Genomic DNA, 13,568 nt, shown 5'->3' with positions numbered 1-13,568 from the left:
AGATTGTCGTCCGAAAATCCTCCAAAAAAGTTATCTTTGTAAAAAATAGTGTCCATGGCTCTCGAAATTCGACGGATGACGACCCTCGACGCCGGGTTGGAGGAGGCGCTTGCGCGGCTGCTTCCGCAGCTCTCCGGCGGGCTTCGTGCGCCCTCGCGCGAGGTGCTCGGGCGGCTGCTTGCCCAGCCCTGCGCGGCGCTGCTGGCCGCCCTCGACGGGGAGCGTATCGTGGGGGTGCTGACCCTGGTGTGGTACGACGTCCCCTCGGGCCGCAAGGGATGGGTCGAGGATGTGGTGGTCGATGCCGGCGAGCGGGGCCGTGGTGTCGGACGCCTACTGGTCGAAAAGGCCCTGGAGCTGGCCCGGAGCGAAGGGGTGCAGCACCTCATGCTCACCTCCAACCCCGCGCGCCGTGCGGCCCATGCACTCTATCGCACATGTGGATTCGAAGAGGTGGGGAGCACCCTGTTCCGCTTCGACATGAATAAGAAGGTTGACCTATGAAAAAGTTTCTGAAAATTGCGGTGACGGTCATTGCCGTCCTGCTGGTGGTCGTGCTGACGGCCCCCATCTTCCTGCGCGGCAAGATTGCCGAACTGGTCCGTACCGAGGCCAACGCGATGCTCGTCCCGCGGCTCGACTTCGAGCGGCTGGGCATCAGCCTGCTGCGCCACTTCCCCAACGCCTCGCTCGAGCTGAAGGGGGTGACGCTCGTGGGTGTGGCCCCCTTCGAGGGGGATACCATCGCCTCCGTAGGGCGCCTCTCGGTGGTGGTCGACCCCTGGTCGCTGCTCGGTGACGGGGGGCTGGAGGTGCGCAAGCTGCTCATCGCGAAGCCCGACCTGAGGGCCCGCAAGCTCGCCGACGGCAGCGTGAACTGGCTGCTGATGAAACCCTCGGAGGAGGAGCCCGAGGCGGAGGCTGCCGCGGAGGAGGAGAGCACCGACACGGGCTCTGCCTTCAGCCTTTCGGTGCGCGACTTCCGCATCACCGACGCGGCACTCTCCTACGTCGACGACTCGACGCACACCTCGTTCCGCACGCTGCTCCCGCTGCTGCGCCTGCGCGGCGACTTCTCGGCGGCGCAGAGCACGCTCGATTTGCGGATGCGCACCGAGGAGACGACCTTCTCGTCGGGTGTGGTGACGCTGCTGAGCAATGCCGAAATCGAGCTGAATGCCGATGTGGCGGCCGACCTTGAGAAGAACCGCTTCGAGCTGAAGGAGAACAAGCTGCGGCTCAACGCCATCGAGGCGACGCTCGACGGCTGGGCCGAATTGGGCGACGATGCCGTGGCGATGGACCTCAGTCTGGGCTGCGAGCGCGTCGAGTTCAAGGATGTGCTGTCGCTCATCCCGGCCTTCTATACGCGCAACTACCGAGGCCTCTCGGCTTCGGGCGAGCTGACGCTCTCGCTCTGGGCCAAAGGCGAGCTGCGCGGCGCCGAGCTGCCGGCCTTCGGCCTCGAGCTGGGCGTGCGCAACGGCGGTTTCCAGTATGCATCGCTTCCCAAGGCGGTCTCCGACATCAACATCCAGGCGAGCGTGACCAACCCCGGCGGGGTGATGGACCGCACGGTGGTCGACATCCCGACGTTCGGCCTGCGGATGGGGGACAACTCGCTCGCAGCCACCTTCCACGGCACGACGCTCGTCAGCGACCCCGACCTGCGTGCCTCGCTCGAGGGCAAGCTCGACCTTGCGGACATCGGCGAGGTCTACCCGCTCGAGGACGGCATGTCGCTCAAGGGCTTCATCCAAGCCGACCTGAGCGCCGCCGGACGGATGTCCGACGTCGAGAACCGCCGCTACGACCGGGTTTCGGCCTCGGGCAACTTCGTGGTCGAGAACGTCGACGCACAGCTGCCCGGTCTTCCCGCCATCGGCCTGCGCCGCGCCGCTGCCGGCATCTCGCCCCAGGCCATGACGCTCGGCGAGCTGAGCCTGACCATCGGCGGCAGCGACCTTGCGGCCAACGGCCAGCTGACCGACTACATCGACTATCTGCTGCGCGGTGCGACGCTTTCGGGACGGCTCTACGTCAATTCGAAGCTGCTCGACCTCAATGAAATCCTCGCCTCGCTCTCCTCGACGGAAACGGCCGAGGGCGACGCGGCCGAAGAGTCCGCCGCGGAAGAGGCTCCGGCCGGGGGCGATGCGGCCGCTCAGGCGGTCGAGATTCCGCGCAACCTCAACCTCTCGCTGCGTACCGAGGTGGGCAAGCTCCTCTACGAAAAGATGGTTATCGAGCAGCTTTCGGGCGAGGTGCGCGTGGCCAATGGCACCCTTTCGCTCGACGGACTGCGCATGAAGGCCTTCGACGGCTCGCTGACCGCATCGGGCAGCTACTCGACGGGCGACGCCGCCCATCCGGCGCTCGCCTTCAACCTCGGCTTCACCGACGCCTCCTACGCCCGGACCTTCGAGCAGCTGGAGATGGTGCAGCGCATCGTGCCGCTCTTCGAGAAGGCCGGCGGTGTCTACTCCATGTCGCTCGACATGAAGATGAACCTCGACCAGGCGATGGAGCCCGACCTCATGTCGCTCGATGCCCAGGGCGAGCTGCGCTCGGCCGACATCCACATCGAGCAGCTCAAGGCCTTCGAGGTGCTGGCCAAGACGCTCGGCAACGACGCGCTGAGCTCTATCCGCGCCAAGGATGTCGTCATTCCCTTCTCGATTCGCCAGGGGCGGCTCACCACCAAGCCCTTCGACCTGAAGATGGGTGACGTCTCGCTCAACCTCTCGGGCTCGACGGGGCTCGACCAGAGCATCGACTATACGGCCCAGGTGGCCCTGCCCGCTTCGGCTACGGGCGGCGTCCTCTCGAAGGTCAACGTCGGCATCGGCGGAACCTTCACCGACCCGAAGATTACCATCGGGGTGAAGGAGGCGGTCGAGGAGGCGGCCCGCAACCTCATCGACGAGCAGGTGCAGAAGCTCACCGGCAACGAATCGCTCTCGGAGGCTGTCCAGGAGCAGGCAGCCAAGCTGCGCGAGGAGGCGCGCAAGGCGGGTGAGAAGCTCATTGCGGCCGCCGAGGAGCAGCGCACGAAGCTGGTCGACGCGGCGAAGAACCCCATTGCGAAGCTGGCGGCCGAGAAGGCCGGCGACAAGCTGGTCGACGAGGCGCGCAAGCAGGCCGACAAGCTGACGGCCGAGGCCGAGGCGCAGATTGAGAAACTCGCCTCGAAGGCCCAGTAGCCGTTCCTGCCGGTTGAAATGTAAAGAGACCGCCGCGGAGTCCGAAACTCTGCGGCGGCCTTTTTTTGTGCTCGTTTGCTGCCTCGGGCCGGCGTTGTGCCGCTACGGTTCGGCAACTTTGCGTTCCGACTGCGGCGGGCGGCTGCCGGCTGCCGGCTCCCGACTCCTCTTCGAAAAAAACAGCCTCCCGTAGCGGCGGGAGGCGGGTTGTGGCGGAGCGTTGCAGCGAAAGCGGAGCGCCCGGCCCGGTTGCGCGGGCCTTTCGGCTGTGCGGATGCTTGGGCGCCTATCGGGGGCGGATGTAGCTCTGGAGCGCCTCGACGTACTGCGCGAAGGCATCGCGGCCGGCGTCGGTGATGCGGCAGAGGGTGCGGGGCTTGCGGCCCTGGAAGCCCTTCTCGATTTCGATGTATCCGGCCCTGGCCAGCTTGTCGAGCTGCACGGAGAGGTTGCCGGCCGTCGCCCCCGTCTCGTTGCGCAGGAAGACGAAGTCGGCACTCTCGACACCGATGAGTATCGACATCACGGCGAGCCGCAACTCGGAGTGCAGCAGGGGATTCAGCTCCTTGAACATGGTTTGCGTGCGATATGTCGGAGGATGAAGCCGGGCAGCATGACGAGCAGCGTGCACCAGAGGGCCAGCTGCAGCAGCCAGTTGCCCGATGCAAGGTCGAACGGCGAGCTGAAGGTGAAGGTGAATGCCGCGATGAAACCGGCCGTACCCAGGCCGACCAATGCGGCGAACGAGCCCGAGTGGTTGCTCCCCTTGCCGCGGAAAAACTCGGCGGTGACCAGCAGTGCTCCCGAGAAGAGCAGCTGTGCGATTCCTGCCGGATTGAGCGTATTTTCGGGATTGATGATGGCGTATGCTGCCGAGGCGAGGGCCGTCATCGCCGGGAAGCCCCAGATGAGCAGCAGCAGGTCGTCGAATCCCGTGCGGACGATGCCCTTGCGGCGGCTTTGCCCTATCGTGAAGAGGTAGCAGGCAGTGAAGGGAATGAGGGCGCTCCAGAGCACTTGCGGGCTGCCGGTCCAGCGGAGCAGTGCGTATTCGGCCAGGGCGGTCAGTGCCGCGAGTGCTCCCCAGACGATGAAGAGCTCGCCGCGGACGAAGTTCATGCGGCGCATGTTGCGGTCGAAGACGCGGGCGATGAGTTCGAGCGCCTCCTGTTCGGAAAGAGTATTGGTCTCCGGTTTTTCGGATTTCATGGTGCGTTCCGTTTCTGCAAAGGTACGAAATAGTTTTTATTTTGACGTGCCGGGCTGCGGCTGAGGCGGTTGGCGCGGCAGGTCCGGCTGCGGCTTGTTGCGGCACGTTCGTCTGCGGCGGTGCGCGGCTGCGGCTATTTTTCTTCGGCCGCCTCGCGTCGGTTCCGGCAGCCGATGATGTGGCCCGGGATGACCATCATCACCACGAAGATGGCTGCGAAAATCAGAATCTCGTTGTGGAGCATCGTGCTGTCCATCTCCTGCGAGCCGGCGAGCCTTGCGAGCATGAAGTCCCAGAGGGCGAGTACGGCGGTTCCCGCCATGCCGAGCAGGCCGGCCGTCGTGTAGACCTTTGAGCGGACGATGAAGCCCGTTGCGGTGGTCCCAATCGACATGACCAGCGCGATGAGCGCATAGATGCTCGGGCGGTATTGCAGGCCGTGGCACAGTGCGAGGATGAAAATCGGAATGAGCGAGAGTGAGCAGGCGAGCCACAGGGCGTTGACGATGCGGTCGATTTCCGTGCGGGGCTCCGTGCTCCTCCGTGCGGGGAAGAGACGCATGAGCAGTACGCCCAGCGGGGGAATCAGAAACCAAGTGAGGCTCCAGTTCGGGTCGGCCCCGGTGATGCGGAGCGCGTAGTTGAGCAGCGAGATGGCGACGGTCGTATAGCCCCAGACCAGGAACGGGCGTTCGGAGTTGCGTTCGAGGCGCCGGCGCGTGTTGCGAATCATGCGGGTGATGAGTTCGAGGCTCTCCCGGGCATCCAGTTGTTTCTCTTCCATGGTTCAGACTTTTTTATGATTGGTGTTTGGAATGAAGGGTCGGTCTATTTTGTGGCGGGCTCCCCGGCGGGCACCTGCTCCGGAGTCTCCTTGGGGTTTTTCCGGCCGAATTCGTAGCGGAGCTCCACGCGGACGCTGTCGCCGAGCTCCTCCCGGCGGATGGTGCGGGTGCAGCACCCCTCGGCCGGCATCCCGTCTGCGTTCCGGTCGAGCGTGTAGTTGCCGTTCTCGTCCAGGAAGGCGTAGAGCGTGGCTGAGTCGGCGCTGATGGCCTCCGGAACAATGGTTGCCTTGCCAGCGGCGGGCTGTTCGATGCCCATCTGGCTCTTTCCGTTCGCCTCGCGGAGCATCCAGAGAACCTTTCCTCGGTCGGTGCGGAGGTTCGCGATTGTGATTCCGGGGTTTGCACCCAGAACGGTCGCCGTGCAGAGCAGCGCGGCCATGCAGGTTACACTCTTTTTCATCGTTTGCAATTTTAGGCGGTTGGTGTTTTTTCGGGTCCCGGTCGCGTTTGGCTGCCTTTTCCCGGCAGGTCGGCGGCCCGGTTCTCCCCGTTTTCTGATGTAAATATAAATTAGTTTATAATATAAACCAAATTTTCGACGCAAAATTTTTCGTTTGGCGAAAATCTCCGACTGTGTCACGGGGGCGAAGAAGCGGCCTGCGGCCGGGGTGCGGAAAGCGTCGGGGACGGTTTGCTGGCAAACCCGTATGGTCGCCCGAAGCCGCAGCCGGGCCGCAGGCAGCCGCCCGCGTGACAGGCCGGAGCGGCTTTTGCTGCTTTTCGGCGGCGAAAAGCAGAAGAAAATGGGTGGTGGAAGGTTGCCGTCCTTTCCATAGAGCCCTCTGCGGATGAAAAGGTGCGGATATGAGCCGCAGGGTTTGGTCTCTTGTTTAAGACGGGGGATTTTCTCCGACTATGTCACGAGGGCGAAGAAGAGGCCTGCGGCCGGGGTGCGGAAAGCGTCGGGGAAGGTTTGCTGGCAAACCCGTATGGTCGCCCGACGCCGCCCACAGGGCCGCAGGCAGCCGCCCGCGTGACGGGTCGGAGCGGCTTTTGCTACTTTTCGGCGGCGAAAAGCTGAAGAAAACAGATGAAATAGCCGCTGCTTCCGGCAAGCTGAACCGTTGCGCCGGAAAAAGGTGCCGCTGCCGCCGACTTACCCCGCATGACGGGCGAATGGACGTCGCGTTACGACCGCCCGGCCACCAGTTGGCGCCACTCGGGGTGGCGCTCGATGTAGCGGGCAATGTAGCTGCACTCGGGAGCTATCCGCAGCCCCTGCGCGCGAATCTCCGTGAGCACAGCCTCCGTCAGCTCTGCGGCAATGCCCTGCCCCTCGAAGCGGGATGGCACCCCCGTGTGCAGCAGGTGCAGCGTGTCACCCCTGCGCAGGTAGTCGATGACGGCCTGCTCCCCGTCGCCCAGGTCGAACGAGTAGCGTTGCCGTGCCGGGTCGTGTCGAAGCGTATATCGTTTCATGGTGTGGTGTTTGTTGGTTCGTGAATCTTGCCTCCCCCAAAAATAGTTCCGAAAAGTGGAAAAATCCCTATCTTTATCCGCCGAATGAAGCCTTTTCCCGAAGTGAACGCCTTTTCCGATATCCTCTGTGCGTGGTATGCCCGTTTCGGACGCGACCTGCCGTGGCGCCATACGCGCGACCCCTACCGCATCTGGCTCTCGGAGGTGATTCTCCAGCAGACCCGCGTCGAGCAGGGGCGGGAGTACTACCTGCGCTTCGTCGGGCGCTTCCCCGACGTGAGAGCTCTGGCTGCCGCTTCGGAGGAGGAGGTGCTGAAACTCTGGCAGGGGCTGGGCTACTACAGCCGTGCCCGCAACCTCCACCGCGCCGCCCGGCTGATTGCCGAACAATATGGCGGCCGCTTCCCTGAACGCTACGACGAGGTCCGCGCGCTGCCCGGCGTTGGGGAGTATACGGCGGCGGCCATCTGCTCGTTTGCCTCGGATGCACCCCTTGCCGTGCTCGACGGCAATGTCTTCCGCGTCCTGGCGCGCCTCTTCGACCTCGACCTTCCGATTGACACCACGCAGGGGCGCCGCCGCTTTGCCGAGCTTGCTGCCTCACTGCTGCCGCCCGGGCGTGCAGCGCTTCACAATCAGGCGATTATGGACTTCGGAGCGCTCCAGTGCACCCCTCAGCAGCCCCGCTGCGGGGAGTGTCCCCTGGCGGAACACTGCCTGGCGCTGGCGGCCGGTACGGTTGCCGTGCGGCCCGTCAAGCAGGGGCGCACGAAGGTGCGCGACCGCTGGTTTGCCTACGTGGTGGTGCTCTGCGGCGACGAGCTGCTCCTGCACCGCCGCGACGGGCGGGATATCTGGCGCGGCCTGTACGAGTTTCCCCTCGTGGAGCGCGACCGTCCGCTCGATGCGGCGGAGCTGCCCGCGCAGGAGGAGTTCGCGCAGCTGACGGGCGGCGCCGCCTGCATGTGGCTCTCCTCGGTGGCGATGCCTCCCCACCGCCTCTCGCACCAGCTGCTCCACGCCACGTTCCACCGGCTGCGCGTGGAGCACCTTCCCGAGCGGCTACCCGACGGGGTGGTGCGCGTGCGTGCGGAGCGGTTCGACGACTACGCCGTGCCGCGCCTCATCGAGCGCTACCTGACGAGGTATCCGATATAGAGTGCGTAAATCACCAGGAAGATGGCGCCCTCCCAGCGGTCGACGGCCTTGCGGCGGAAGGTGAAGGCCGTGACGAAGAGCAGCACCGAGCTCAGCAGCACGGTCAGCAGGTCGATGCGCGTGATGCCGCCCAGCGTCAGCGGGTGAATCGTCGCGCTGAGGCCCAGAATCAGCAGGATGTTGGCAATGTTCGAGCCGATGACGTTGCCCAGTGCCATTTCGGACTTCCCCTTGAGCAGCGAGACCACCGACGAGGCCAGCTCGGGCAGCGACGTGCCACCCGCCACGAGCGTGATGGCTATCACCGACTCGCTGACGCCCAGCGCGCGTGCTATGGCCGTGGCGCTGTCGAGAAAGAGCTCGCCGCCGAAGATCAGTCCGGCAAGACCTCCCGCAATCATCACCACGATGAGCCACAGCGACCTGCTCCGCTGTGGCTTTTCCGTCTGCGTCGTCTGCGTCGTCTGCGTTGCCTGAGCGGCCGTGCGGCGCTCGGCGCGGATGGTGTAGCGGATGAGGGCGATGTAGAGCAGCAGCATGACGATGCCGTCGATGCGGCCGATGGCATCCACCTCGCCCAGCCCCAGCAGACGGTCCGAGGTGAGCAGCAACAGCAGCACCGAGACGGCGGTCAGGAAGGGCAGGTCGCGGCGGATGTTGCCCCCCGTGAGGGGCAGCGGCGCGATGAGGGCGCAGACGCCCAGAATGAGGAAGACGTTGAAGATGTTCGACCCGACGATATTGCCGATGGCCACGTCGCTGTTGCCCGCGGCGGCCGAGAGCACCGAGACCACCAGCTCGGGGGTCGAGGTGCCCACCGCTACGATGGTCAGTCCGACGATGAACTCCGGGACGCGGAAGCGCTGGGCGAGGGCGGCCGAGCCGTCGGTCAGGAAGTTGGCGCCGCCCAGGATGAGCGCCAGTCCGAGAATGAGCAGAAAGATATCCATGTTGAGAAAAGGGATTTTTCAGGGGTTGTGCGCCGCGCCGGCTCAGCCCAGCAAGAGCAGGCTGACGGCCATCACCGCCATGCCGGTCACCACGCCGTAGATGGAGATGTGCGCCTCGCCGTATTCGCGGGCTGCCGGCAGCAGCTCGTCAATCGAGATGAAGACCATGATGCCGGCCACGCCCGCGAGGATGCACCCCATGAGCGTTGTCGACATGAAGGGCATGAGCACCAGCCAGGCCAGCAGCGCTCCGACGGGCTCGGCCACGCCCGAGAGGAGCGACAGGCGGAAGGCCTTCACGCGGTCGCCCGTGGCGTAGTAGACGGGAATCGAGACGGCGATGCCCTCCGGGATGTTGTGGATGGCGATGGCCACGGCGATGGCCGCGCCGAGCGTCGCATTGTCGACGGCCGTGGTGAAGGTGGCGATGCCCTCGGGGAAGTTGTGGATGGCGATGGCGAGGGCCGTCATCACCCCCATGCGCATGAGCTTCGGGTTGCGGGGCTGCTCCTCCATCTCCTCGACGCGGTGCGCCTCGTGGGGGTTCTCCACCGAGGGGACCAGGCGGTCGATGATGCCGATGAGCAGGATGCCGGCGAAGAAGCAGAGGACGGTCATCGCAGTTCCGGGCCGCTGGCCCCACTCCGCCGTCAGCGCGAGCTGCGACTGCTGGAAGAGCTCGACGAAGGAGACGTAAATCATCACGCCGCCCGAGAGTCCGAGCGAGAAGGAGAGCAGCCGCTTGTTGGTCCGGCGCGTAAAGAAGGCGATGGCGCTGCCGATGCCGGTCGCCAGACCGGCGCCGAGGGTCATCAGCAGCGGGTAGAGTATGTTGGAATCCATGGTTGTGTCGTGTTTTTCTTCAAAGGGCAAAGATAGTGCATTTTTGCTCCCCGAACGAATCGCAGCGCCGCGCAAGAGTTCGGTATTATCTATGGTGTGATAGGTCGGGCCTATGATAGACGCTGCCCGGGTGTTGAGGCTGGGAACCGGAGCCGGGCGCGGGTGCTGGCGGCAGAGGCTCCGCAATGGATAAAACGAACGGTCCGCACCGCAGTGCGGACCGTAGTCGTTTTTCCAGGGGTGATGCCGGCAGAGCTACGAGCGGTGCGCCTCGCGCAGCAGGCGGCCCAGCGTTCCGATGTTGTCGGCCGTCAGGTGGGGCTGCGGGTCGGCATGGTCGGCCACCTCGAGCGTCGTCTCGCCCGAGAGCACCAGTACGCCCATCGCTCCGGCGTTGTGGGCCATCTGCACGTCGGTGTAGATGCGGTCGCCGACCATCGCTATCTGGTCGGGCTGCAGTCCGTGGCGGGCGAGGATGCCCGAGAGCATGTTGGGGTCGGGCTTGCCCAGCGTGATGTCGGGACGGCGTCCGGTGGCGTGCTCCAGGCAGGCGCAAATCGAGCCGCAGTCGACCAGTACGGTCCGCTGGTCGGTCGGGCAGACGCGGTCGGGGTTGGTGGCGATGTAGGGGAGCCCCTGCGTAATCCACCACGCCGCACGGCAGAGCCGCTCGTAGCGGAGCGTCATGTCGAAGGCGACGACGACGGCGTCGGGCCGGTCGTCGGGCGAGTCGGCCGTCGGGATGAACCCCGCGGCCTCGAACTCGGCGACCATCGAGGGTGTGCCCAGCAGAAAGAGACGGCGGGCGGCGGGGTGGTGTTCGTGCAGGTAGTCGATGGTGGCCAGCGTGGTGGTGTACATCTCCTCGCGCGTGGCGTGGATGCCGAGCGACTCCAACTTGCGCAGGTAGTCGTCAATCGACTTCGAGGGATTGTTGGTCAGGAACGAGTAGCCGATGCCCAGCTCGCGGAGTTCGGCCAGGAAGGGCTGCGTCCAGTCGAAGAGCGACATGCCCATGTAGATGGTTCCGTCCATGTCGAGCGCCACGTGACGGATGCGGCGCAGACGCTCCATCAACTCGTCGTGGGTGTAGACGGAGCGGTATTCGTGAAATTCCTTCATCGTTGTTGAGGTGTGTTTGTTCGTTGTTGCGAGGCCTTGCCGCCGTCGGGCGGTGCGGCGCTCCGGTGTTAGCTGCGCAGCTCCGGCGGGGCGGGGCGTCGGAGCCCGGCTCTCCGGTCCTGCGGCCTGCGGGGAAGTCGTCCGGTTTCGAAATGTTTCATTTCCGCATACCGTGCCGAAGGCCCGTACTCCCGGGAGGAGGAGCCCGGACGACCTCGGGCCGCACCATGGCCGCACTCCGCAGCCCGCCGCCTCATTGCGCTGCATGCGGTCGGGGCGGGAGGGGCAAAAGCTCCCCCAAAGATAGGTGATAATTTGCCTTTTTGCAACTTTTTCGGAAGATTTGCCCCGCATCGGACCACTCTGCCGGCGGGACAACGGGGGTGCGGCTGTGGGCCGTGCGGCCGATTTTCGGGGCATCCGGAGATATTTTTGAAGGGTTTGCTTCGCGATTCGAAGCGAAATTCTTATCTTTGTTCACCGAAATCAAAAAACTTTCATTCCGAAATGACACCCGAACAGAAAAAGCGCTTCAAGTACTGGCAGACGCGCACCATCATCGCCACGATGGTGGGCTACGCGCTCTTCTACTTCGTGCGCAAGAACTTCTCGCTTGCGATGCCCGGTCTGGAGGCCGACCTCGGCATCTCCAAGACGAGTCTGGGCATCTTCCTGACGCTCAACGGAGTGGTCTATGGCCTCTCGCGCTTCGTCAACGGCGTGCTGGCCGACCGCATGAACGCCCGCTGGTACATGTCCATCGGTCTGGCGCTCTGCGCCCTCTCGAACTTCGCCTTCGGATTCGGCGAAGATGTCTCCTACTGGCTTACGGGCGAACACGACGGCACGCAGTTCACCAACACGATGATACTCTTCATGGGCATCATGTGGGTGGTCAACGGCATGCTGCAGGGGACGGGCTTCCCGCCCTGCGCGCGGCTGCTGACCCACTGGGTGCCCCCCACCGAGCTGGCCACGAAGATGTCGTGGTGGAACACCTCGCACTCGATTGGCGCCGGACTGGTGGTGATTCTCTGCGGCTACATCATGGGCAACATGGGCGTCGGAGCCTCCCATACGGGGGCCTGGCGCTGGTGCTTCTGGCTTCCGGCCGGCATCTCTTTCGCGGGAGCCATCGCGCTGGCCATCTTCCTGCGCGACACCCCCTCGTCGGTGGGCCTTCCCGAGCTGGAGGGGACCGAGACGAAGGACAAGAAGGATGCCGCAGCCACCAAGGGGCCCGAATACCGCGCCTTCCTGCGCAAGCATGTCTTCGGCAACCCGCTGATTTGGATTCTGGGCATCGCCAACTTCTTCGTCTACGTCGTCCGCTTCTCGGTGCTCGACTGGGGCCCCTCGCTGCTGAGCCAGTCGAAGGGGGTCAGCATGGAGCATGCCGGATGGCTGGTGGCGATGTTCGAGATTGCCGGCATCGCCGGCATGGTCTTCGCGGGGTGGGCCACCGACCGCTGGCTCAAGGGGCGCGCCCACCGCACGTGCGTCTTCTGCATGGCGGGTGCGGCGCTCTTCGTTTTCCTCTTCTGGAGGCTCCCCGCCGACGCCCCCGTATGGCTGCTCTTCGCCACGCTGTGCGCCGCCGGCTTCTGCATCTACGGCCCGCAGGCGCTCATTGGCATTGCGGCGGCCAACCAGGCCACCAAGCATGCCGCTGCCACGGCCAACGGCCTGACGGGGCTGTTCGGCTACGCCAGCACGCTCGTCTCGGGTGTCGGCCTGGGCTACCTGGCCCAGCACTACGGCTGGGATTTGGCCTACGTGGGGATTCTGGCCATGGCGCTCGTCGGCATGGCGGTATTCCTGCTGATGTGGCGCGCGCGCGCCGACGGCTACGACGAGCCGCAGGCCGGGCAGTCGAACTGATGCGCCCGAAGACCGCACTTTGCATATAGCATATAAGGCGTCCCGATGGAGTGCCGGAGTGCCCGAATCTGTGCAGATTCGGGCATTTTTTTGATTATTTCGATTAATTTGTTATATTTGTTTATAAAAATAAACGAATCAGACCGGCATTTATGTTAAGTATTGCGGAACGACACAAGTACATTCTCGACAATTTGAACAAATACGGATTTGTCCGCATTACCGACGTGGCCAATCAGCTGGGAGTGACGAAGGTGACGATTCGTAAGGATGTCAAGATTCTCGAGAGCAAGGGGCTGCTCTACAAGGTACACGGCAGCGCCCGTCCGACCAATCCCCACGTGGCCGACACCGACGTGCACCTCAAGGATACGATGAACCCCGAGGCCAAGCGCCGCATCGCCGCGCGTGCTGTCGAGCTGGTCGAGCCCGTCGACTCGATTATCCTCTCGTCGGGGTCGACCGTCTTCGCGCTGGGCGAGGAGATTCGCCGCCGCACGTGGCAGAACCTCAACATCGTGACCCCCTTCCTGCGGCTGGGCGTGCTGCTCAACGATTCGGAGCAGGTCCATGTGGTCCAGCTGGGGGGCAGCATCCACAAAACATCGCTCTCGGTGTTGGGCGAGGAGGCGTCGCGCGGACTCGACGACTGCATCTGCTCGAAGCTCTTCTTCGGGGCCGACGGCATCGACCTCGAATACGGCATCACCACCTCGACCATCGACGAGGCGAAGCTCGTGCGCAAGATGATGAAGTCCTGCTCGCGGAGCATCCTGGTGGTCGACTCGTCGAAATTCGGGCAGCGGGGCTTCGGCCGCATCTGCTCGCTGGAGGATGTCGACGTGATTGTGACCGACGCCCGGCTTCCGGAGCAGACCGTCGCGCTCATCGAGGAGGCGGGCATCGACCTGATTGTCGTCGACGGGGAGTAGCC

At 64.4% G+C, this 13,568-nt stretch carries 13 protein-coding genes; 5 read left to right on the top strand and 8 right to left on the bottom strand.

Features of this window, described 5'->3' with window-relative positions; translation table 11 throughout:
* The first annotated feature begins 54 nt into the window (after positions 1–54).
* Both C8267_RS05040 and C8267_RS05035 read left to right on the top strand, forming a co-directional pair.
* On the top strand, positions 55–504 hold the full coding sequence (locus tag C8267_RS05040; RefSeq protein WP_106633901.1) for a GNAT family N-acetyltransferase: 450 nt from the start codon (positions 55–57) through the stop codon (positions 502–504).
* Complete coding sequence (locus tag C8267_RS05035; protein WP_106633900.1) at positions 501–3,203, top strand: AsmA family protein; 2,703 nt, start codon at positions 501–503, stop codon at positions 3,201–3,203. Before C8267_RS05040 ends, C8267_RS05035 begins: the two co-directional genes overlap by 4 nt.
* 286 nt (positions 3,204–3,489) lie before the next feature.
* On the opposite strand, the gene C8267_RS05030 is transcribed toward C8267_RS05035, so the two are convergent.
* The 5 genes from C8267_RS05030 to C8267_RS05010 all read right to left on the bottom strand — a co-directional run bounded on the left by C8267_RS05030 (position 3,490) and on the right by C8267_RS05010 (position 6,680).
* The gene (locus tag C8267_RS05030; RefSeq protein WP_087361511.1) at positions 3,490–3,777 is read right to left on the bottom strand and encodes a winged helix-turn-helix domain-containing protein; all 288 of its coding nucleotides are present in this window, start codon (positions 3,775–3,777) and stop codon (positions 3,490–3,492) included.
* Positions 3,762–4,412 (bottom strand): hypothetical protein, encoded by a 651-nt coding sequence (locus C8267_RS05025; protein ID WP_106633899.1) that lies wholly within the window; start codon positions 4,410–4,412, stop codon positions 3,762–3,764. Before C8267_RS05025 ends, C8267_RS05030 begins: the two co-directional genes overlap by 16 nt.
* Before the next feature lie 134 nt (positions 4,413–4,546).
* Positions 4,547–5,197 carry a hypothetical protein gene (locus C8267_RS05020; RefSeq protein ID WP_087361507.1) on the bottom strand — a complete coding sequence of 217 codons (651 nt, stop codon included), beginning with the start codon at positions 5,195–5,197 and terminating at the stop codon, positions 4,547–4,549.
* 44 nt (positions 5,198–5,241) lie between these two features.
* Entirely contained in the window at positions 5,242–5,661 is a 420-nt protein-coding gene (locus C8267_RS05015; RefSeq protein WP_087361505.1) for a DUF2141 domain-containing protein, read from the bottom strand.
* A gap of 728 nt (positions 5,662–6,389) precedes the next feature.
* A complete protein-coding gene (locus tag C8267_RS05010) occupies positions 6,390–6,680 on the bottom strand; it encodes a GNAT family N-acetyltransferase (RefSeq protein ID WP_106633898.1) in 291 nt (96 codons plus the stop codon).
* Between the two features lie 84 nt (positions 6,681–6,764).
* On the opposite strand from C8267_RS05010, the gene mutY reads away from it, so the two are divergent.
* Positions 6,765–7,838, top strand: coding sequence for an A/G-specific adenine glycosylase (gene mutY / locus C8267_RS05005; RefSeq protein ID WP_199792078.1), 1,074 nt, complete (start codon positions 6,765–6,767; stop codon positions 7,836–7,838).
* On the opposite strand, the gene C8267_RS05000 is transcribed toward mutY, so the two are convergent.
* The 3 genes from C8267_RS05000 to C8267_RS04990 all read right to left on the bottom strand — a co-directional run bounded on the left by C8267_RS05000 (position 7,814) and on the right by C8267_RS04990 (position 10,753).
* On the bottom strand, positions 7,814–8,788 hold the full coding sequence (locus C8267_RS05000; protein ID WP_106633897.1) for a calcium/sodium antiporter: 975 nt from the start codon (positions 8,786–8,788) through the stop codon (positions 7,814–7,816). The genes mutY and C8267_RS05000 overlap by 25 nt on opposite strands.
* 42 nt (positions 8,789–8,830) lie before the next feature.
* Positions 8,831–9,631 carry a zinc transporter ZupT gene (gene zupT, locus C8267_RS04995; RefSeq protein WP_106633896.1) on the bottom strand — a complete coding sequence of 267 codons (801 nt, stop codon included), beginning with the start codon at positions 9,629–9,631 and terminating at the stop codon, positions 8,831–8,833.
* Positions 9,632–9,886: 255 nt separating this feature from the next.
* Positions 9,887–10,753, bottom strand: a complete 867-nt coding sequence (locus C8267_RS04990) for an HAD-IIA family hydrolase (RefSeq protein ID WP_106633895.1) — start codon at positions 10,751–10,753, stop codon at positions 9,887–9,889.
* Positions 10,754–11,260: 507 nt separating this feature from the next.
* Between C8267_RS04990 and C8267_RS04985 the strand changes: the two genes are divergently transcribed.
* Positions 11,261–12,634: an MFS transporter gene (locus C8267_RS04985; RefSeq protein ID WP_087361493.1), complete on the top strand. Its 1,374-nt coding sequence runs from the start codon at positions 11,261–11,263 to the stop codon at positions 12,632–12,634.
* Between the two features lie 152 nt (positions 12,635–12,786).
* Positions 12,787–13,566 (top strand): DeoR/GlpR family DNA-binding transcription regulator, encoded by a 780-nt coding sequence (locus C8267_RS04980; protein ID WP_087361491.1) that lies wholly within the window; start codon positions 12,787–12,789, stop codon positions 13,564–13,566.
* Positions 13,567–13,568 lie beyond the last annotated feature (2 nt).

Source organism: Alistipes sp. Marseille-P5061 (genome assembly GCF_900290115.1).
Lineage (GTDB): Bacteria > Bacteroidota > Bacteroidia > Bacteroidales > Rikenellaceae > Alistipes > Alistipes excrementigallinarum.
This window is presented reverse-complemented; position numbering and strand designations above follow the sequence as displayed.